The following is a 20,948-nucleotide window of genomic DNA, read 5'->3' on the forward strand; positions in this document are numbered from 1 at the left end:
GAATGAGCCGGGGCCTCGTCTGGATGATGGCGGCGGCCGCGGGCCTCTCCGTCGCCAACCTCTACTACCACCAGCCCCTGCTCGGAGACATCGGGCAGACGTTCCAGGCCTCGGACCGGGCGCTGGGGCTCATCCCCGCGTTCTCGCAGGTGGGCTACGCGCTGGGCCTGCTGCTCGTCGTTCCGCTGGGAGACAGCCTCGAGCGGCGGCGTGTCATCGTGGTGATGACGGCGCTGGTGAGCCTCGCGTTGATGGGCGTGGCCCTGTCGCCGAGCCTGCCGTGGATGGTGGTGGCGAGCGGCCTGGTGGGCGTGACGACGGTGGTGCCGCAGCTACTGGTGCCCTTCGCCGCGCACCTCGCGCCCGCGGAGCAGCGGGGCCGCGTGGTGGGCACGGTGATGAGCGGGTTGCTCATCGGCATCCTGCTGTCGCGCACGGCGTCGGGCTTCCTCGGGGTGCGGTTCGGCTGGCGCGTGATGTTCTGGATCGCCGCGGCGCTGATGCTGCTGCTCGTGGGGGTACTGCGCTTCTCATTGCCGAGCCAGCACGCGAGCTCTCCCCTGCCCTACCCGGCGCTGCTGCGCTCGCTGGTGGACCTGGTGCGCGAGGAGCCCCTGCTGCGGCTGCACTCGGTGCTGGGCGCGCTCACCTTCGGCGGCTTCAGTGCCTTCTGGGCCACGCTGGCGCTCTATCTCCATTCCCTGCCGCGGCACTACGGGGCGCAGGTGGCGGGACTGTTCGGAGCGGTAGGCGTGGCGGGAGCCGTGGCCGCGCCACTGGTGGGCCGCTACGCCGACGTGCGAGGAGACCGGCGCATCAACGCGATCGCCATCGGCGTGCTGCTGCTGTCCTTCGTGGTGCTCGGGGTGCTGGGCCGGTGGCTGTGGGGGATCGCGCTCGGCGTCATCCTCCTGGACCTGGGCGCGCAGGCCAATCACATCTCCAATCAGACGCGCGTCTACTCGCTGCGCCCCGAGGCCCGGAACCGGCTCAACACCGTGTACATGGTGACGTACTTCGCTGGAGGCGCCACGGGCGCGTGGCTGGGCAGCCTGGCGTGGAGCCACTGGGGATGGAGTGGCGTCTGTGTCGTGGGAGGCGCCATGGCGCTCACGGGGCTGATCGTCCTGGGGCTCTTCGGGCCACGAAGCCCGGCGAAGTGAAGCGACTCACCCCGTGTTGCGCATGCCCGCGGCGATGCCGGCCAGCGTGAGCAGCAGGGGCCGGTCGCAGTTCTCGCACCCCGCCCGCTTGCGCCGCATCAGCTCCACCTGGAGGAAGGACATGGGGTCCACGTAGGGGTTGCGCAGGGCGATGCTCTGCCGCAGCTGCCGGTTGTTCTCCAGCAGGCGCTGCTCGCCCGTCACGCGCTTCACCCAACGGCGGGTGCGCGAGAACTCGGCGCGGATGCGCTCCCACAGCGGACGCGTGGACTCGGGCGCCAGCGCCGCGTACCTCGATGCGATGGCCATGTCCGACTTCGCCAGCACCATCGCCACGTTGTCGATGACGGTGTGGAAGAAGGGCCACTGCCGGTACATGCGCTTGAGCAACGCGAGCCCCTCGGGCCTCGAGCCGAACTCCTCCAGCGCCGAGCCCACGCCGTACCACCCCGGCAGGATCGCCCGGTTCTGCGTCCAGGCGAACACCCACGGAATGGCGCGCAGCGACTCCAGTCCTCCGGCGGCGCGCTTGCTCGGCCTCGAGCCGATGGGCAGCGCGGAGATCTGCTCGATGGGCGTGGCGGCCTGGAAGAACGGGACGAAGCTCGGGTCCTCCCAGACGAGCCCGCGGTAGGCCTTGCGGCCCATCTCCGCCAGCTCGTCGAAGGCCGCGCGGAACGGGCCCTCCTCCCCCTGCGCCAGGCGCGGCTGCGCATCCAGCGAGTGCAGCAGCACCCCGCCGAGCATCAGCTCCAACGTGCGCCGGGCCAGCTCGGGCCGGGCGTACTTGTGGTCCAACGCCTCGCCCTGCTCGGTGACCTTCAACGTGCCCGCGACACTGCCGGGCGGGAGCGCCAGGATCGCCTCCTGCGCGGGACCGCCGCCCCGGGCCACCGTCTCGCCCCGGCCGTGGAAGAGGCGCAGCCGCACCCCGGCCTCGTGCGCCACCTGCGTGAGCGCGCACTGGGCCCGGTAGAGCCCGGCGCTCGCGGCGAGCAACCCCACCTCCTTGCCCGAGTCGCTGTACCCCACCATCACCTCCTGCACGCCGCGCGCTTGCAGGTGCCGGCGGTACTCGGGGTGGGCGAACAGCTCGCGAAGCACGCGGGGACCCTCATCGAGCGCTCCGAGCTGCTCGAAGAGGGGCACCACGTCCACGGTGGCGCACCCGCGCGCCTCGTCCCACAGGCCGGACTTGCGCGCGCACGTGAAGGCCGCGAGCACGTCCTCGGCCGTCGAGGCCATGGACAGGATGAGCGTGCGGCAGCAGCCCTCGCCCGACTCGGCCTGGGCCTCGCGCATCCGCTGCAGCACGGCCAGCAACCGGGCTCCGCCCTCGGTCGGCGTGGGTCCTCCCTCCAGCGAGGCGGCGGCGCTGCGAGCGTCATCCGCGGGAGCGCGCACCTCCAGCTCGGCCAGGTGGAAGCCCATGGCCCGCACCAGCGCGATGAGCCGGCGCACCTTGCGCAACCCGCCCTGCCGCGCCTTGGCCTCGATGAGCGAGCGCTCGATGAGCTCCAGGTCGTCGAGGAAATCCTCCGGCGAGCGGTAGGCGGCGGGAGGCAACGGGTCGGTGCGCCCGGCGCGGCGGCCCTCGACGTAGACCAGGGCGGCCTGGAGGCGGGCCTCGATGAAGCGCAACTTGCGGCGCCAGGGCTCGCCGGTGGTGCGCGAGCCGTAGCGGGCCATCACCTCGGGCAACTCCGCCTCGTCCTTCTCGAGCGAGGCCCTCAGCTCCTTCGAGACGAACCCATGGCGCTCGGACTGGGTGAGCACCCAGCCCAACCGGGCCACCACGCCCATCAAGGCCCGCAGGCCGCGGGCCCGGTGGGCGCGCAGCGTGTCCGCGAGCACCTCCGGCGTCACCAGCGGATTGCCATCCATGTCGCCGCCCACCCACGAGTGCAGGCGCAGGGGCGTGGCGAGCACTCCGAGCGGCTCGCCATAGGCGCGCTCGAAGGCCCAGTCGAGCGTCTCCGGCAGGTGCGCGAGCTGCTCGCCGAGCACCTCCTCCACGTACCAGAGGATGTTCTTCACCTCGTCGCCCACGGTGGGCCGCTCGCGGCGCAGCTCATCCGTCTGCCAGAGGGCGGTGATCTCCTCGCGCATGGACACCTGGGTGTCGGCCTTCTCGCGCGGGGTGAGGTGGCAGCGGTCGCGATCCTCGAGTAGCCGCGCCAGGCGGTACGTCTTCTCCAGCACGGTGCGGCGCGCCGCCTGGGTGGGGTGCGCGGTGAGGGTGAGCGTCACGCGCATGGACAAGAGCAGCTCGCGCACCTTCGAGGCGGGGACGCCGGCCTGCCGCAGCGACAGCATCACCGCCTCGAGCGAGCCCCGCTGCGGGCCGTGCTGGCCGCCGATCGCATGCTCACGGGAGCGGCGGATGCGGTGGTGCTGCTCGGCGAGGTTGACGAGCCGGAAGTACGTGGAGAAGGCGCGCAGCACGGGCTCGGCCTGGCCCAGGGGCATCTCCCGGAGCAGCTCGGCCAGTTGCGAGGCGGCGGCCCGGCGCTCGGACTTCGGCCCGCGCCTGCGCTGGATGGACAGGCGCCGGACGCGCTCCTCCAGGTCGAAGAGGGACTGGCCCTCCTGCTCGATGAGCACTTCGCCGAGCAACCGGCCCAGGAGCCGGACGTCCCGGCGCAACTGCGGATCCACGTGACGGATGGGAGGCATGCGGTGCGTCAAACTAGTGCCGCTCGCATGCCCGATCCACTCCGGCGTGGGGAGTTATCAGTCGCCCGACAGGTCGCGGGAGCTCACGTGCCGATGCGGCGCAGGGAGAGCAGTGGACCGTCGTCCACCTTGCGTCCGGCGAGGTCGATGAAGCAGTCGAGCATCCAGTCGCCATGGCCCTCGGGGTCCAGGATGCGCTGCTGGGCCTCCCACTGCCGCTCGCCCGCCTCCTTGAGGAAGGTGTTGGCCGGACGGCGCGCCTGGGGGGTGAGCACCACGGCCTTGTGCTCCTCGAAGTAGGGCGTCATCGCCTCCCCGAGCTTCGCCGCCGTCCACGGCTCCCCTCCCTCGTCCTGCCGCAGGAGCGCCAGCGCATCCGGGTAGCGCCTGTAGGCGAGCGCCCGCAGCAGCCGGTGCAGCTCGTTGCGCACGTGCGCCGCGAAGGCCCGGGGATCGTCCGTGAGGTCCTGCGGCTTGCGGTCCGGAGCCTCGGCCCGGCGGATGGCCACCTCGCCCGGGTTCTTCATCCGCTCCCACTCCTCCAGGAGGCTCTGGTCCACGTAGCGGATCATCGCGCGCAGCCACTCGATGATCTCGGTGACCTCCTGGTTGCGGTAGCGCTCGGGCACCGTCTGGGTGAGCGCCTTGTAGACGTCACCCAGGTAGCGCAGCAGCACGCCCTCGCTGCGCTGCAGGCCGTACTCGCGCACGTAGTCGTGGAAGGACAGGTAGCGCTCGTACATGTCGCGGACGATGGACTTGGGCCGGATGTTCTCCGCGCCCACCCACGGGTGCTTCTCCGCGAAGGCGTTGAAGGTGGTGTAGATGAAGTCCCGGTTGGGCTTGGGCCACTCGAGCTTCTCCAGCTCCTCCATCCGCTCGTCGTACTCCATGCCCTGGGCCTTCAGCTCGTTGATCTTGTTGCCCTTGAGCTCGTGGAGCTGGGCGTAGAGCACCACGTCCGGGTTCTCGCAGATGGACTCCACCAGCGTGAGCACGTCCAGCGCGTACGTCTCCGACTCGTGGTCCAGCTTGTTGAGCGTGTCCAGCAGGTAGAGCGACAGGGTCTGATTGAGCGAGAAGTCCCGCTGCAGCCCCGGCGCCACCGCCACCGTCGCCCCCGAGCCGCCCTCCCCCTTCTGCACCAGCACCAGGCCCGCGTGGCGCAGGGTGCGGAAGCACGCCGCCGCCTCCTTGAGGTTGCGCCGCTTGATGTACTCCGAGCCGTGCGAGCGGAAGATGAGCCGCACCAGCCGCTGGTAGCCCTCGGCACCGCCCAGCATCTCGCTCTGCAGCAGGTTGAGGAGGAAGCCGTGCGTCACCTCGAAGCGGGACTCCAGCGGCTCGGGGAGCCCGCTCTGCAGGCGCTCGAAGGTGTTCTTGTCGTAGTTGACGAAGCCCTTCTGCGGCGGAGTCTTGCGGGGCAGGCGCTTGCCGCCCTTGGCCTCCTTCTGGGCGATCTTTACGTTCTCGATGACGTGCTCGGGCGCCTGCGCCACCACGCTGCCCTGGGTGTCGAAGCCCTTGCGGCCCGCGCGCCCGGCGATCTGCTGGAAGTCGCGCACGCTCAGCGTGGCCAGCTTCTCGCCGTTGAACTTGAAGAGCTGCGTGAAGAGCACCGTGCGGATGGGGATGTTGACACCCACGCCCAGCGTGTCCGTGCCGCTGATGACCTTGAGCAGGCCCGTCTGAGCCAGCCGCTCCACCAGCAGCCGGTACTTGGGCAGCAGGCCCGCGTGGTGCATCCCAATCCCATGGCGCAGGAAGCGCTGGAAGTCCTTGCCGTAGGGCGTGTCGAAGGGGGCCTCCAGCAGCGCCTGGCGGATGGCCTCCTTGTCCTCCTTGGTGGAGAAGTCCACGCTCATCAGGTTCTGCGCCTGCTCGGCCGCGGCGCGCTGCGAGAAGTTCACCAGGTAGATGGGCGCCTTGTTCTGGCGGATGAGGTCCTCGAGGGTCTCGTGCAGCGGCGTCTCGCGGTACTCGAAGTCCAGCGGCACCGGGCGCTGCGCGCTGCGCACGCTGGCCACCTCGCGGCCGCTGAACTCCTGCAGCCGCTCCTCGATGAGGTGCGTGTCCCCCAGCGTCGCCGACATCATCAGGAACGTGGTGGACGGCAGCGTGATCAGCGGAAGCTGCCAGGCGATGCCGCGCTCGCGGTCCGCGTAGTAGTGGAACTCGTCCATCACCACGTAGTCGGCGCGCAGCGTGGCGTCGCGCAGGGCCAGGTTGGACAGGATCTCCGCCGTGCAGCAGAGGATGGGCGCCTCGCGGTTGATGGCCGCGTCGCCGGTGAGCAGGCCCACCTTCTCCGGACCGAAGGCCTCGCACAGCGCGAAGAACTTCTCGTTGACGAGCGCCTTGATGGGGCAGGTGTAGTAGGACACCTTGCCCTCGGCCATGGCCTTGAAGTGCAGCGCCATGGCCACCAGCGACTTGCCCGAGCCCGTGGGCGTCTTGAGGACCAGGTGCGTGCCCCCCAGCAGCTCGAGGAGGGCCTCCTCCTGCGCCGGGTAGAGGGACAGGCCGGTGGATTCCACCCAGCCCACGAAGCGGCTGAGGATCTCATCGGAGCCCAGGGGACCCTGCGAGCGGTCGGGCAGCAGCGCCGCGAGCGGCGCACGGGGGGTTTCGATCGTGACCATTGGAGAGAACTCTAGGCGCCTGGACAGGCGGGCCCGCGTGAAATGTGCAGCGCCGACAGCCCGCGCCCATCCGAGGGCAACCCGGGCCACTCGCGCCGGATTCCCCCACCCCTGCCCCGTCAGCCTCACACGGGCCCACACGAATCCGGGGCAAAATGTTCACCCGTCGTGCATTTGTGCACGCTCCCTGAACAGGCATGTAGCGGGGAGGGCGGCCGAACGGATATACCCGTCAGTCCTATGACCGGCGAAAAGCTCGTCTACGCAGGAACCGTCGAAGCGCTCTTCCTCAGGGCTCTCGAGAACCGTCTCACACCAGCGTGCCGCATGCGCCTGCGTGATGCCGGCCTCGACCTCGACCAGAAGCTGTCTCCCACCTACACACTCGAGCAGTGGAAGCAGTTCCTCCGCATCGCGGCGGATCACGTCTACGCGGGCATGCCCGCGGAGGCCGCCTACTACTCGCTCGGTGAGCGGTTCATCGATGGTTACTTCTCCAGCCTCTTCGGGCGCGCGCTGCTGGGCATGGCCCGGCTGCTCGGTCCCCGGAGGGCGCTGACCCAGGCCAGACTCTGCTTCCGGACGAGCACCAATTGCAGTGAGGTGCGAATCGTGGAGAAGGGGCCGACCGAGCTGGAGTTCTGGCTGACGGACATCGGCGCGGATCTGCCGACGTTCGTGGCCGGTGCGCTGGCGAAGGCGGCGGAGGTGGCCGGCGGACAGCGCGTCGTCGCCATCCCCGAGGGCTTCGACGGCCAGTCGGCCACCTACCACGTGCGCTGGTCCGAGCAGGCGGAGGCCGCTGTCGAGCCCGAGCTCGCGAGTCGCACCGCGGCCGCCCATGCCTCGGCGAACCGGCCCCCGGCGTAGGCCGCCGGAGAGCAGTCCCGTGGTGTCGGGGCCCTGTCTCGAGGGCCCTGGCGAGAGGTAACCGGAGGAGCACTCCCGCCTGGAGGACGGCGGTGCTCCTTCACCCCGCCCCGAGGAGGCTCAGCTCCCGCGCCACTGCGGATGGGCGAGCACCCGGGCCTCGAGCTCCGGCGTGAGTGGCTCGCCATGGGGCGCGCGGGACGACGAGCGGCGCCACCGCTCCAGCCAGCGCTCCCCGAGCGGCAGGGCCAGGGACTCGCGGCGCGTGGCGCCCACGGTCGTCTCCCCCTTCGTCCCCGTGGACACGCCCGCCCCCACGTAGAAGCCCGCCAGCAGCAGCGTGACGCGCGTGGGCGTGGCCGCGCTGTACGTCAGCAGCAGCGCCCCCTCCCCGTCCTCCCGGCAGCACGCCCTCACCCGCGACAGCACCGCCGTCGTCCACATCTCCGGGTTGGACGCTGGGGAGAACGGATCGAAGAAGACGAGGTCCGCCCTGGGCAGCCCCGCGTCCAGCAGCCCCTGCGCGTCCCCGAGGTGCAGCCGCCAGCGCAGGCCCTCGGACTCCCAGACGCCGTCGCGCATGAGGGCCTCGGCCGCCTCGCGGAAGGGCTGCAGGAAGGGGAAGCCCGCCGCGTCCGCCAGCGCGAGCCGCAGCGGCGCCAGGTCCACCTCGAAGCTCACCAGCTCCAGGGCCCGCCGGCGCTCGGCGCCGAGCTCGCGCGCACAGGTGAGTGCCGCCACCGCGTTGGTGGCCGCGCCCAGGCCCACGTCGTGGATGACGAGCGACTCGCCCGGGGTGCGCAGGCGCTCGGCCAGGCGCGGCTGCTCCACGTAGAGGCGCAGGGCCTCCTGCCACGGGCCCACCGAGGGGTGCATCACCTCGCCATGCCCGAGGTGCCGCACCGCCCGCGAGCCGTTGCGCAGCGTCACCAGCTCGAAGTCGCCATCGCGAGGATTCTGGGAGTCCACGCGCTCAGCCCACTTCCTTGAGGGTGTTGGCACCGGGGCCCGCCGCGAGCTTCGCGTCGTTGAGGTCCTTGGGCGTGGCGACGAGCTGCTTCAGCTCGCGGTAGGCCTGGGCGTAGGAGCCCTGGAGGATGGCGTCGCGCATCTTCCAGGTGAGCTGCTGGTAGTGGTGCACGTTGTGCACGGACAGCATGCGCGAGCCCGTGTGGTGCTTGCCGCTCATGAGGTGCTGCAGGTAGCCGCGGCTGTAGTTCTTGCACACGTAGCAGTCGCAGGTCGGGTCCAACGGCTCGTCGGACAGGCGGAACACCTGGCGCGTAATGCGGACGAGGCCCTGGAAGGTATACGCGTAGCCCTGCTGCGCCATCTTCGTGGGGATGATGCAGTCGAACATGTCCACGCCGCGCAGTACGGCCTCGAGCAGGTCCGTGGGAGTGCCCACGCCCATGAGGTAGCGGGGCTTGTCCTGGGGCAGCGAGGCGGCGGCGCGGGCCGTCATGGCCTTGCGCTCCTCGTTCGTCTCGCCGACGGCCAGACCGCCGATGGCGAAACCGTCGAAGGGGTGCTGGGTGAGGAAGGCGGCGCTCTCGTCGCGCAGGTGCGGGTGCACGCCGCCCTGGACGATGGCGAAGAGGGCCTGGCCGGTGTCCACCTGGTTCTTGGCCGCGAGGCTGCGCAGGGCCCAGCGGTGGGTGCGATCCATGGCCTCGCGCGTGCCCGCCTCGTCCGTGCGCGAGTCGATGCACACGTCGAGCACCATCATGATCTCCGAGTTGATCGCCTGCTGCATGGCGATGCTGGACTCGGGGCTGAGGAGCTGGCGGCTGTTGTCGTGGAAGCTGCGGAAGTGGGCGCCCTTCTCGGTGATCTGCCGGTCCTCGGGCAGGGAGAAGATTTGAAACCCGCCCGAGTCCGTCAGCACCGCCCCATCCCACTGCATGAAGGGGTGGATGCCGCCGAAGCGCTTGAACACGTCGAGGCCCGGCTTGAGCATCAGGTGGTACGTGTTCGAGAGGAGGATCTTCGCGCCGGTGGTCTTCACCTCTTCCATGCCGAGGTGGCGGAAGGAGGCGTGGGTGGCCACGGGCATGAAGACGGGCGTGGGGATGGAGCCACGGCGGGTGTGAAGCACCCCGGCACGGGCCCCTGAAGGGTCGGTAGTGACGAGCTCGAAACGGACGGCCATTGAAGCCGCCTTATACCCGCGGCGGGCGCGGGACATGCCCGCTATCTGCTCGGCGCCCCCCCGGCCCGGGGTTCAGCCCCGTGGAGCGCCGCCTGAGGGGCGCAGGCGCTCGGCCCCGTCACGAGCCCGGACTGGCCCCCTCCCTCCGGGTGCCCGCTCATGGGCACACCCGGAGGACGACATGAATCGAGAACGCATCATCAGGGCCTGGAAGGATCCGGAGTACCGCGCGAGCCTCTCCACCGAAGAGCGCGCGGCCCTCCCCGAATGCCCGGCCGGCAGGGCCATCACCGAGCTCCACGACGAAGAGCTCGCCGAGGCGGTGGGAGGGATTGCCCTCACGGCGAACAACAGCGTCGCCTTGCCCTGCCGCACCATCGACACGCTCGGCAACTCCACCACCCGCTACGACCAGATCCCCTGATCCGCGTCTCGGCGGCAGGATGGGAGGGGGCGGACGCGGACGACCATGGCCCGCGGGCTCACGGCACGGTGCGACTGGCCCGCGCCGTGCTTGGGGCGCCGTGCACCATGCCCGGTCCTCATGACCTCTTCGCCCGCTATACCTTTGGCCACCCCGAGCGGGCGGAGGCGGAGTTGCGTGCCGTCCTGCCCGCCCCTGTCGTCTCCGAGGTGGACTGGTCATCCCTGCGGCGGGAGTCCGGCAGTGTGGTGGACCCGGAACTGCGCGAGACGGAGAGCGATCTGCTCTTCACCGCGCGCCTGCGCACGGGCCGCTCGCTGCTGCTCTACGTATTACTGGAGCACCAGTCGTCGGTGGATCGGTGGATGGCACTGCGCATGCTGCGCTATGTGGTGCGCCAGGTGGAGCGGTGGCGCCAGGAGCACCCGGAGAGCACCGTGCTCCCGGTCATCATCCCGCTCGTCATGTTCCACGGGCCGGAGGGGGCTTGGACAGCGCCGCGGCGGGTGGAGGACCTCTTCGAGCTGCCGGGAGAGACAGAGGAGGCTCGGCAGTATTGGCGAGCGTTGGTGCCGCGCTTCGAGTATCTGCTCGATGACCTGACTGCCGAGCGGGAAGCGGCGCTGCGAGCCCGGCCCGGTCCACCATTGGCACGGCTGGCATGGCTGGTGCTGCACTATGGGCGTAGCGACGAGCTGGCCCACCGTCTACCGGAGTGGACGGCCCTGTTCGCACAAGTGCATGCCACCCCCGAGGGCACCGAACATCTGGTGGTGGTCATCCGTTACCTCCTCTGGATTGGAGACACGGCCACCCACGCAGCAGCGGGGCGGGTGCTACATTCGGTGATGGGTGCACAGCAAGCGGAGGCGCTGATGGGAAGCTGGGCTGAGGAAATGATTGAGCGGGGGCTGGTGCGAGGCAGGGAAGAAGGAATGGCACGGGGAGTGAGCCGGGGGCGTGCCGAGGACATCCTGCGGATCCTCGCCGTCCGGGCGATTCACGTCGACGAAGCCTCCCGGCAGCGCATCCTCGATTGCACGGAGGTGGAGACGCTCGACCGCTGGTTCGACCGGGCCCTTCAAGTCATGACCGTCTCCGAGCTGCTGGACGGCGGGGCATACGCGTCTGGGCGGAAGGACTCGTAGAAGTCAGAGCGCCAGCAGGGTCTGTTCGAGCGGGCGCTCCAGGCCCTCGGCGTAGTAGCGCACGCGCAGGTTCTGGTCCGGATCCCATCCGCCCTTCCCTCCCAGGCCCAGATCCAGCACGGCGAAGTTCCTCCGGAAGAGCACGCGCCCCTCGGGATTGCCCGGCAGTTCCAGCAGCTTGCCCGTGAACAAATCCTGGTACATGTCCACCGGCTCCGAGCCGATCCCCAGCTCCACCACCTTGCGCACAATCCCTCCCGGGGGCTCGGCACCGATGCCGCTGGAGACCACCTGGGTGATCTCCGGCTGATCCGAGTCCGTGCGTTTGTGAAAGGGCACCCTCGAGCGCAGCCGCGCCGTCGTCCCCACGTGCACGTCTCCGCTCAGGAACGTCACCTCCGTTCCCACCGAGCGCTTGCGGAACTCGAAGAGCCGGTTGAGCAGCTTGCGCAGCTCCTCGGTGTTGTTCGGCGCCATCCATGAGTCCCGCAGATCTCCCAGGAGCGACGTCGCTCCGAGCGTCTCCAGCAGCCGGCTCGCCGCCGCCACCTTCGCGTGCAACGGTGGCACGCCCGCGACGACGTACAGCCGCTTGAGCCCCACGCCCACCTGCGCCTCCAGCCACGCATCGACCTCGGCCCACTGCCGCCGGCCGATCACCGTCTGGTCCCTCCAGCTCCGGTGCGAGCGCGCGTCGAGCGCCAGCACGCCCAGGCCATTGCTCACCCACCCAAAGCCATACGAGCCCTGGAACGACGGCGGGTTCAGCCTCACCTGGAACTCCTCGAAGGCCGTCCGCGCCGCCTCGAAGAAGGCGCGGTCCGCGGGCGTCACCTCGTCGTGCGAGCCCCACCCATCGAAGATGTCGTGGTCGTCCCACATCATCATCGAGGGCACCGAGCCGAGCACCGCGGCGACCTCGGGCCGCTGCCACGTGTCGCAATAGAGAATCCGGAAGGACTCGCGCAGCCGCTGCATCGCCTCCTCATTCTCCGGTGTCAGCGCGTCGTCCAGGTCCGCGCGTTGCCACGCCTCGCGGATGTGGTCCGCGTAGATTTGATCGCCCACGTGGAGCAGCAGGTCCACCTCCCCCGCCTCGATGACCTGCCCCAGCCGCTTCCACATGGCATGGCGGCGGGCATGCTCGCTCACCATGTGGATGCCATTGCAGCTCACCAGGCCGATGCGCAGCGGCTGGCCGGGCGGAGGCAGCAGCCGGAAGCGGCCGAGCTCCTGGGACTCGCGGAGCTGCTCGAGCGCGGGAAGGGCCTCCGGCGTGGCGGAGACGGCCACCGCGTACTCGACCGTGGAGGACGGAGCGAGCCCATCCAGCTCGAACGAGCCCTGGAGGAAGGTGGAGCCCGTGGGCCGGGTCAGCCGCAGGGTGCGCTCCTGGAACGCGCCCTCCCCCGAGCGGAAGGCGAGGCGGGCGTGCGCGAGGCCATCCTTCGTGGTGATGCAGATGCGAGCCGTGGTCTGGGTGCAGCAACCGATGGTGGTGAGCAACGGCCTCGGCATGGGTGTCCCTTCGCATCCGGAGTGGAGCGGAACCGGCCTCCATCATTCCACGAACGGGCGCCCACGGAGGGGCGCTCAATTCAATGTCCCGCACTCGGCGATCCGCTGTACCCGAAGCGCGTCCAGCCGCGCCAGCGGCGCCGCGACCTCCGGGCCCTCGAGCATCTCCACCGCGTGAGCAATGGCCTCCAGCGTGGACCTTCCGGACGGGTGCGGGGAGTCGCGGAGCCGGAGCGTCCCGGGCGCGGGCGGCGGCAGCACCAGCCGGGGGAGCGTCCGCAACGCGGCAATCCGCTGCGTCATCCGCCGCGCCTGCGACCAGCTCGCGTCCAGCACCACCAGCTGCCTCGGCGGAGGGGCGTCCGGCGGCGCGGCGGGGCCATCCGGGTAGAGCAGCCAGGTGCCGGGCTCGGAGAGCAGCGCGGTGTCGAGGGACTCGTCCTGTGCGCCGTAGGTGAGCAGCCGGGAGTTGGCGAGGGCCAGCGCGGCCAGGCGCCCGGTGTTGCTCTTCTTCCAGCTCTCCACCACGTGCTGCACGAGGAGGAGGCGGGTGCGCGTCTCCACCCGGGGAATCTCCGCGCACAGGCACAGGTGCGGCGGGAGGTTGCAGCGGTCGCAGCGCGGCTGAAAGCGGGAGCGTCGGGGAGACATCTCCCGCATCGTGTTCTGGCCGCCGTGGAGAGGGAAGCACTCGTTTCCGCTCCCGGCTCCCGCCCGACCGGCTCTCGTTCGAGCCGGGCGTTTACTGACTCCCCTGCGCACCCGACTTCTGGGATTCTGCGCGCCATGAACCCGACCCTTGGACGTGGACTCTCCCTCGCGGGCCTCGCCGTGCTGCTCTCGGCCAGCGCGCCGGCCCGAGCGGAGGAGACGAAGGCCGCCGCACCGGCCACCCTCCCGGAGAAGCCGTATACGGCGCTCCCCTACTCACCCAGCCTGGATTTCTCCGACATGGATCGCTCGGTGGAGCCATGCGTGGACTTCTACACCTATAGCTGCGGCGGCTGGATCAAGAACAACCCCATCCCCGAGGACCGGCCGCGCTGGAGCGTCTACGGCAAGCTTCACCAGGACAACCTGCGCTTCCTCTGGGGCGTGCTCGAGGAGGCCGCGAAACCGTCCAAAGCTCGCGCCGCGAACGACCAGAGGATCGGCGACTACTTCTCCTCGTGCATGGACGAGGCGGCGATCGACAAGAAGGGCGCACAGCCCCTCCAGGCGGACCTCGCCGCGATCGATCATCTCCCGTCGCCCAAGGAGCTCGCCGCGCTGCTCGGGCGGCTCCACCTGTCGGCCGCCAGCAACGGGATGCTCTTCGGCTCCGGCTCGGCCCAGGACTACGGCGACTCCTCGCGGGTGATTGCCTTCACCTTCGCGGGCGGGCTCGGCCTGCCGGACCGCGACTACTACACGAAGACCGACGCGCGCTCCGAGGACATCCGCAAGCGCTACGTCGCCTATGTCACCCAGGTGCTCCAGCTCCTCGGCGAGCCGCCCCAGGACGCGCAGGCCCATGCGCAGCAGGTGATGGAGCTGGAGACCGCGTTCGCCCAGGTCTCGCTCACCCGCGTGGAGAAGAGGGATCCGCACAACCTCCATCACCTGATGAAGCTCGAGGAGCTCCAGGCGATGACCCCGCACTTCGACTGGACGGCGTATTTCAAGGCGCTCGGGATTCCCTCCACCCCCGAGGTCAACGTGACCGAGCCGGCGTTCTTCAAGGAGCTGGACGCCCGGCTGGAGAAGACGCCGCTGCCGGTGCTGAAGACCTACCTGCGCTGGCATCTGGTGCGCGGCACCTCGCCGTATCTGGCCAGGACCTTCGCCGACCCGAGCTTCGACTTCTATTCGAAGTACCTGCGCGGAGTGGCGGCCCGGCCGCCGCGCTGGAAGCAGTGCGTGGAGTGGGTGGACCGAGACCTGGGTGAGGCGCTCGGCCAGGCCTTCGTGAAGAAGACCTTCGGGCCGCAGGTGAAGGCCCGTACCGTGGACATGACCCAGCGCATCGAGAAGGCGATGGAGGACGACATCCGCTCGCTCGACTGGATGTCCGAGCAGACGAAGCAGGCCGCCCTGGAGAAGCTCCGCGCCATCCGCAACAAGGTCGGCTACCCCGAGAAGTGGCGCGACTACTCGAAGCTCCAGGTGGCTCGCGGGGACTTCACCGGCAACGTCTCGCGCTCGCTCGTCTTCGAGTCGCGCCGGCAGCTCGCCAAGATTGGCAAGCCGCTCGACCGCGGCGAGTGGGGCATGACTCCGCCGACGGTGAACGCCTACTACGATCCGCAGATGAACGACATCAACTTCCCGGCCGGCGTGCTCCAGCCGCCCCTGTTCGACTTCAAGCTGGACGACGCGCCCAACTACGGGAACACCGGCTCCACCATCGGCCACGAGCTGACCCACGGCTTCGACGACGAGGGCCGCCAGTTCGACGCCAGGGGCAACCTGCGCGACTGGTGGACGCCCCACGACGCCGCGGAGTTCGAGTCGCGTGCGAAGTGCGTGTCGGACCAGTACGCGCAATACACCGTGGTGGACGACATCAAGATCAACTCCAAGCTGACGCTCGGCGAGGACGTGGCCGACCTCGGAGGCACCGTGCTCGCGTACATCGCATGGAAGAAGGCCGTGGAGACGCAGAAGCTGGAGGACCAGGACGGCTTCACGCCGGACCAGCGCTTCTTCATCGGGCTGGCCCAGTGGGCGTGCGAGAGCGAGCGTCCGGAGAGCGCGCGGCTCAACGCCATCACCAACCCGCACTCGCCGGGCCGGTACCGCATCAACGGCGTGGTCTCGAACATGCCGGAGTTCCGCGCGGCGTTCTCCTGCAAGGCCGGCCAGCCGATGGTGCGCGAGCAGGCGTGCCGCGTGTGGTGAGCCGGTGAGTGGACCGGGCCGCCGGGTGCGAGCGGCTGTCGCCTTCGCGACCCGGGGCCCGTGCTCCAGGGTGATTCCCCCCACCTGGGACACGCCGTTATGAACGCGGCATCCGCAACCCAGGGGGATGCCATGGACGAGAGACCCGCGACGCTCGTGCTTTCCGGAGGTGGTGCACGGGGGGCCTTCCAGGTGGGAGCCGAACGCGTCCTGCGCGAGGAGTTCGGGTTCCGCTGGGAGCGCATCTTCGGGGTGTCCGTCGGGGGCCTCAACGCCCTGCTCCTCGGGCAGCAGGAGTACGGGCAGTTGATGAACCTCTGGCTGACGATCCGGGAGCTGGACGTCTATCGGAAGATTCCCTGGCCCATGGTGGCCTTCCGGATCGGCGTCCAGAAGAAGCTCGGCTTCTACGACAACTCGCCGCTGCGGGCGCTCGTCCAGAAGTACGCCGCGGGGCGGCCCTTCCGTGTGCCCGTCTACGTGGGCCGCGTCTCGCTCGTGTCGGGGGAGTACGAATCGGTCACCCACGAGGCACCGGACTTCCTGGATGCGGTCTGGCAGGGCGCCACCCTGCCGGTCATCTGGGAGGCGATTGGCCCTCGGGCCTACGTGGACGGGGGCCTGCGCAACAACACCCCGCTCGGCGATGCGCTGAGCCTCAATCCACCGCGGATCGTCGTCATCCTCTGCAATTCGCTCGGCCCCGACGTGGTGAGCCCACCCGCCAGTGTCCTGGACGTGGCCCGGCGCAGCCTCACCGACATCGCCATCAACGAAATCCTGCGCAATGACGTGGAGGAATTCGTCCGCGTCAACGAGCTCGTGAGGCAGGCACGCGACAAGGGAGGGGTGACGCTCGAGAAGCCGGATGGGACTCCCTATGTCTACTGCCCCATCACCGTGCTCCAACCGGAGAAGCCCATGGGCGACTCGCTCGACTTCTCGCCGGAGACGATCCGGCTGCGCATCCGCTACGGCGAGGAGGTCGCGCGAGCGGTGATGGCGCAACAGGCCGTGCTGAACGTGCCCCCACCCGTCCCTTCCCCGCCTGTGCACTAAGCCAGGTGGGGAAAGTCCTGTCAGGGTGCTCTCGGCGCAAGGAACGAGGCACCTTCCGGTCGCGTTTCGTCCCGACTGGTACGACCATCGGACCAGTTGCGGGAAAACGCGCCCGGAGCCTCCCCCCTGACAGGACTTACCCAATCTGGCTTAGCCGGAGACGAGCAACCGGGCGCACGGCCCCTCGGCGATTTCCTCTCCGGGGCCCCTCCCCAGATTGAGGGCAGGCCATGTCCGCCATCTCCATCGCCGCGGGCTTCGGAGGGCCGCTGCTCGGGTTCCTGCTCGCCGCGGCACCTGCCTCCGCGAGCGAGACGCCCGCCTCCGAGGACACGGAAGCGCAGCGCTGGTCGTTCGGCGGCGAGGGTAGCTTCTACATCCGCCCCGATGACACGGACTACGTCATCGGGACGGCGTACGTGAACCGCGGCCCCCTGGCGCTCAGGGCCCGCTACAACTACGAGCAGCTCCACGCCGTCTCCGTCTTCCTCGGGTGGAGCTTCGGCTTCGGCGAGCGGCTCCGGCTCGAGCTCACGCCGCTGGCCGGCGCGGTCTTCGTGGGGATGAGCGGGATCGCGCCCGGGCTCGAACTCGAGCTCTCCTTCTGGAAGCTCGCGCTCTCCTCGCAGAGTGAGTACGTCTTCGATCTCGCCAGGCCGGGCGACAGCTTCTTCTACGAGTGGGCGGAGCTCTCGCTCAGTCCGGTGGAGTGGGTGCGCGCCGGTCTCGCCGTGCAGCGGACCCAGGTGGTCCAGACGCGCGTCCAGCTTGAACGCGGCCCGCTCGTCGCGCTCACGTACCGGCACCTCTCGGCGGCGGCGTACTGGTTCAACCCGGGTTCGGAAGACGCCTACGCGGTCTTCACGCTCGGCGTGGACCTATAGCTGCCTGCCCATCCTCGCAATCAACGCAATCCCTCCCGGAGTCTCAAAGCGTGACAGCCATTGCGCTCCTCGCATCTCTTTCGTCGCGGTTAATCTGACAGCACCCGGAGTGCCTCCTACGCTGCGCCCGTCGCTCGAGCCCACGAGCGACAGACCCGGAAAGGCGTTCCCATGAAATGTCTGACACACAGGCTGGCCCGCTGGCTGCTGGCGGCCCTGCTCCTCACCACGGCGTGCAGTCAGCGGCCCACCACGGGCTCCGCCCAGCTCTTCGGCTCACTGTCCCAGGCGGCGTCCGCGGAGGACGTCTCGCGCGTGGAGGTGACGATCAGCGCCGCGGACATGCCCACCCGCACCGAAGCGCTGACAAAGGCAGACGGAGCCTGGGGAGGGACGCTCGGAGACATCCCCGCCGGGACCGACCGCACCTTCACCGCCGAGGCCTTCGATTCCGCCGGGACGAAGCGCTTCAGCGGCCAGGCCACGCACGTCACCATCACCGCGGGCACCACCACCGTGGTGGCCCTCTCGCTCCAGTCGCTCGATTCCCCCACGCCCTTCGACAACGCCGCGCCCCTCATCGACTCTCTCACCGCCTCCACCAGCACCGTCTCTCCCGGCGGCGCCCTGCAGGTCGAGGCCACCGCGCATGACCCCAATCCGGGTGACACGCTCTCGTATGCCTGGACGGCCTCGGCGGGCGCCTTCTATTCGCCCTACTCGCCCACCTCCACCTGGGCCGCCCCCAGCACTCCGGGCCTGGTCACCCTGACGCTCACGGTGACCGACCCCAAGGGCTCCTCTGCCTCCATCAGCTTCACCATCCAGGTGCAGTCCGGCTCCGGCAGCGCCTCCGTCGACCTGAGCTTCAACACCTCGCCCGGAGTCACCGGCATCACCGCCTCGCCCTCGCTCGTGAGCGCTGGCGAGACGACCACGGTGGCAGCCACCGCCACGGACGGCGATGGAGACGCGCTCTCCTATCAATGGGCGGCCGGCTGCGCGGGAAGCTGGACGGATGCGGCCTCGGCCACCGCGCGCTTCACGCCTGGCACCGCCCCCACGGGCACCACCTGCGCGGACTGCCCGCTCACCGTCACCGTGACGGATGGCCACGGCGGACAGACGACGGGAACCCTTCACATCTGCGTGGGCCCGAAGACGGGCGTGCGCCTCCCTCCACGAATCGACAGCACCTATCAATCCGCGCGCACCGTGCCCGCCAGTGGGACGGTGGCCTTCCGCGTCACGGCGAGCGACCCGCTGGGCAGCGCCCTCTCCTTCTCCTGGACGGCCTCCACCGGCACGCTCGGCAGCGCGACGAACAGCGCCTCGCGGAGCGAGCTGACCTGGGCGCCTCCCGCCTGCGTGCCCGCGGACAGCACGCCTTCCATCACCGCCACGGTGACGAATGCCCAGGGCCTCTCCACCTCCACCACCTTCAGCGTCACCGGGGGAACCGCCTGCTCCGGTACCAGCGGGGGCTGGGTTCGCACGAGCAGCCTGAGCGTGCCCCGTGTCGTGGGCCATACGGCCACCCTGCTGCCCTCGGGCAAGGTGCTGGTCGCGGCGGGGGTCCATATGGGCATGGGTCTCCTCGACACCTCCGAGCTGTACGACCCGGCCACTGGCACCTGGGCACCTCCCAGCCAGATGGCCATGCGCCGCATGGACCACACGGCGACGCTGCTGCCCTCCGGCAAGGTCCTGGTGGCGGGCGGCCTGGTCGTCAGCGGCGACCCCAGCGACCTCGGCAGCCCCTCCGCCACCGCCGAGCTCTATGATCCGGCCACGGACACCTGGACCGCGACGGGCAGCATGCTCTCGCCCCACCGGTACCACACGGCGACGCGGCTGCCCTCGGGCAAGGTCCTGGTGGCGGGCGGCGACGGCAACACCGCCGAGTTGTACGACCCGGCCACCGGCACCTGGACCACTACCGGTGCCATGAACACCTCCCGCTCGAAACACACGGCGACGCGGCTGCCCTCGGGCAAGGTCCTGGTGGCGGGCGGCACCACCTCCACCGGGGCTTCCCCTGCCACCGAGGAGCTCTACGATCCGGCCACCGGCACCTGGACTCCCACCGGCGCCATGGCCTCGACGCATTCCTCGCACACGGCGACGCTGCTGCCCTCCGGCAAGGTCTTGGTGGCGGGCGGCGGCACCCCCCATGCCGAGCTGTACGACCCGGCCACCGGCACCTGGACTCCCACCGGCGCCATGGGCACCGCCCGCGATGGTCATACGGCGACCCTGTTGCAGACGGGCAAGGTTCTGGTGGTCGGGACGCAGTCGAACAACACGGAGCTGTACGACCCGGCCACCGGCACCTGGGCCTCCATCCCCAGCACCACCGCGTTCATGTACCGGTCCACGGCAACGCTGCTGCCTTCCGGCAAGGTCCTGGTGGTCGGAGTGGACGTCGTCGACTCCACCGGATTCGCCGAGCTCTACGATCCGGTGCTCAACACCGGGAGCCCCGTGGGAGGCATGGCCTCGAAACACTCACACCACACGGCGACGCTGCTGCCCTCGGGCAAGGTCCTGGTGGCAGGGGGCAACGGCACCAACAGTGCCGAGCTCTATGATCCGGCCACGCGCACCTGGGTCCCCACCGGCGCCATGAGCACCCCTCGCGAGTACCACACGGCGACCCTCCTCCTCACGGGCAAGGTCCTGGTGGCAGGGGGCAGCGGCGACAACAGTGTCGAGCTCTATGATCCGGCCACCGGCACCTGGGCTTCTACCGGAGCCATGAGCATCCCTCGCACCTACCACACGGCGACCCTGCTGCCGTCCGGCCGGGTCCTCGTGGAGGGCGGCGGCGACAGCAGCGCCGAGCTGTATGACCCGGCCACGGGTACCTGGTCCCCCACGGGCGGCAAGAGCGCCTACCATGCTGCCCCTCACACGGCGACCCTGCTGCCTTCCGGCAAGGTCCTCGTGGCGGGCGGCGACGACAACAGTGCCGAGCTCTATGACCCGGCCACCGGTACCTGGTCCCCCACGGGCAGCATGACCGTGGGCCGCTTGTTTCACACGGCGACCCTGCTGCCTTCCGGCAAGGTCCTGGTGGTGGGCAGCGTCTGGGGCGATAACAGCGCCGAGCTGTATGACCCGGCCACCGGCACCTGGGCCCCCGCTGCAAACATGACCTTCTTCCGCGGCTTTCACACGGCGACCCTGCTGCCTTCCGGCAAGGTCCTGGTGGCAGGGGGGAATGCTCCTTACGGTCCTCCCAGGCCAGTCCTGGAGGCGTACGACCCGGCGACCGGCACCTGGGAGGTGGTGGGGACCATGCTCTCCGTGCGCTGGGCCCACACGGCCACCCTGCTGCCCTCCGGACAGCTCCTGCTCACAGGCGGGAACGGCTACCTCGCCAACTTCACCCCCGCCGAGTTGTTCAGCCTGTAAGGGCCTCCGGGCGGGGGGGGCGGCTCCTCTCCCCGCCCACCTGGCGGGCAGCCAGGGGCCCGGAGGGGCGTCCCACACCGGACCCCCTCCGAGGCCCGGTTCCCGCCGCGTCGAG

At 69.9% G+C, this 20,948-nt stretch carries 14 protein-coding genes; 8 read left to right on the plus strand and 6 right to left on the minus strand.

The features are described 5' to 3' along the window. The first annotated feature begins 26 nt into the window (after positions 1-26). Positions 27-1,163 (plus strand): MFS transporter, encoded by a 1,137-nt coding sequence (locus ACJ8AN_RS27230; protein ID WP_407758426.1) that lies wholly within the window; start codon positions 27-29, stop codon positions 1,161-1,163. Between the two features lie 6 nt (positions 1,164-1,169). Here ACJ8AN_RS27230 and ACJ8AN_RS27235 read toward each other — a convergent pair whose 3' ends face one another. Both ACJ8AN_RS27235 and ACJ8AN_RS27240 read right to left on the minus strand, forming a co-directional pair. After that, positions 1,170-3,839 carry a phosphoenolpyruvate carboxylase gene (locus ACJ8AN_RS27235; protein ID WP_407758402.1) on the minus strand — a complete coding sequence of 890 codons (2,670 nt, stop codon included), beginning with the start codon at positions 3,837-3,839 and terminating at the stop codon, positions 1,170-1,172. 83 nt (positions 3,840-3,922) lie between these two features. Next, positions 3,923-6,481 carry a DEAD/DEAH box helicase gene (locus ACJ8AN_RS27240; protein ID WP_407758403.1) on the minus strand — a complete coding sequence of 853 codons (2,559 nt, stop codon included), beginning with the start codon at positions 6,479-6,481 and terminating at the stop codon, positions 3,923-3,925. A 240-nt stretch (positions 6,482-6,721) separates the two neighbouring features. Here ACJ8AN_RS27240 and ACJ8AN_RS27245 point away from each other — a divergent pair, with 240 nt between their 5' ends. Beyond that, positions 6,722-7,351, plus strand: coding sequence for a TIGR02265 family protein (locus ACJ8AN_RS27245; RefSeq protein WP_407758404.1), 630 nt, complete (start codon positions 6,722-6,724; stop codon positions 7,349-7,351). A gap of 120 nt (positions 7,352-7,471) precedes the next feature. On the opposite strand, the gene ACJ8AN_RS27250 is transcribed toward ACJ8AN_RS27245, so the two are convergent. Together ACJ8AN_RS27250 and tgt are read right to left on the minus strand one after the other, a co-directional pair. Next, the gene (locus ACJ8AN_RS27250) at positions 7,472-8,320 is read right to left on the minus strand and encodes a tRNA (5-methylaminomethyl-2-thiouridine)(34)-methyltransferase MnmD (RefSeq protein ID WP_407758405.1); all 849 of its coding nucleotides are present in this window, start codon (positions 8,318-8,320) and stop codon (positions 7,472-7,474) included. Between the two features lie 4 nt (positions 8,321-8,324). After that, complete coding sequence (gene tgt, locus ACJ8AN_RS27255; protein ID WP_407758406.1) at positions 8,325-9,449, minus strand: tRNA guanosine(34) transglycosylase Tgt; 1,125 nt, start codon at positions 9,447-9,449, stop codon at positions 8,325-8,327. 235 nt (positions 9,450-9,684) lie between these two features. Here tgt and ACJ8AN_RS27260 point away from each other — a divergent pair, with 235 nt between their 5' ends. Together ACJ8AN_RS27260 and ACJ8AN_RS27265 are read left to right on the plus strand one after the other, a co-directional pair. Beyond that, on the plus strand, positions 9,685-9,927 hold the full coding sequence (locus tag ACJ8AN_RS27260) for a mersacidin/lichenicidin family type 2 lantibiotic (protein ID WP_407758407.1): 243 nt from the start codon (positions 9,685-9,687) through the stop codon (positions 9,925-9,927). A 107-nt stretch (positions 9,928-10,034) separates the two neighbouring features. Next, complete coding sequence (locus tag ACJ8AN_RS27265) at positions 10,035-11,075, plus strand: Rpn family recombination-promoting nuclease/putative transposase (RefSeq protein ID WP_407758408.1); 1,041 nt, start codon at positions 10,035-10,037, stop codon at positions 11,073-11,075. 3 nt (positions 11,076-11,078) lie between these two features. Here the strand turns inward: ACJ8AN_RS27265 and ACJ8AN_RS27270 are convergent, their stop codons facing one another. Together ACJ8AN_RS27270 and ACJ8AN_RS27275 are read right to left on the minus strand one after the other, a co-directional pair. Beyond that, on the minus strand, positions 11,079-12,593 hold the full coding sequence (locus ACJ8AN_RS27270) for an alkaline phosphatase D family protein (protein ID WP_407758409.1): 1,515 nt from the start codon (positions 12,591-12,593) through the stop codon (positions 11,079-11,081). A 75-nt stretch (positions 12,594-12,668) separates the two neighbouring features. Next, positions 12,669-13,244 carry a tRNA-uridine aminocarboxypropyltransferase gene (locus ACJ8AN_RS27275; RefSeq protein ID WP_407758410.1) on the minus strand — a complete coding sequence of 192 codons (576 nt, stop codon included), beginning with the start codon at positions 13,242-13,244 and terminating at the stop codon, positions 12,669-12,671. Between the two features lie 135 nt (positions 13,245-13,379). Between ACJ8AN_RS27275 and ACJ8AN_RS27280 the strand changes: the two genes are divergently transcribed. The 4 genes from ACJ8AN_RS27280 (at position 13,380) to ACJ8AN_RS27295 (ending at position 20,833) form a co-directional block, all read left to right on the plus strand. Continuing rightward, a complete protein-coding gene (locus ACJ8AN_RS27280) occupies positions 13,380-15,473 on the plus strand; it encodes a M13 family metallopeptidase (protein WP_407758411.1) in 2,094 nt (697 codons plus the stop codon). A gap of 132 nt (positions 15,474-15,605) precedes the next feature. Beyond that, on the plus strand, positions 15,606-16,532 hold the full coding sequence (locus ACJ8AN_RS27285; protein WP_407758412.1) for a patatin-like phospholipase family protein: 927 nt from the start codon (positions 15,606-15,608) through the stop codon (positions 16,530-16,532). Between the two features lie 230 nt (positions 16,533-16,762). Next, the gene (locus ACJ8AN_RS27290; protein WP_407758413.1) at positions 16,763-17,416 is read left to right on the plus strand and encodes a hypothetical protein; all 654 of its coding nucleotides are present in this window, start codon (positions 16,763-16,765) and stop codon (positions 17,414-17,416) included. A gap of 171 nt (positions 17,417-17,587) precedes the next feature. Next, positions 17,588-20,833, plus strand: coding sequence for a kelch repeat-containing protein (locus ACJ8AN_RS27295; protein WP_407758414.1), 3,246 nt, complete (start codon positions 17,588-17,590; stop codon positions 20,831-20,833). Positions 20,834-20,948: the final 115 nt, after the last annotated feature.

The organism is Archangium sp. (genome assembly GCF_045802675.1).
Lineage (GTDB): Bacteria > Myxococcota > Myxococcia > Myxococcales > Myxococcaceae > Archangium.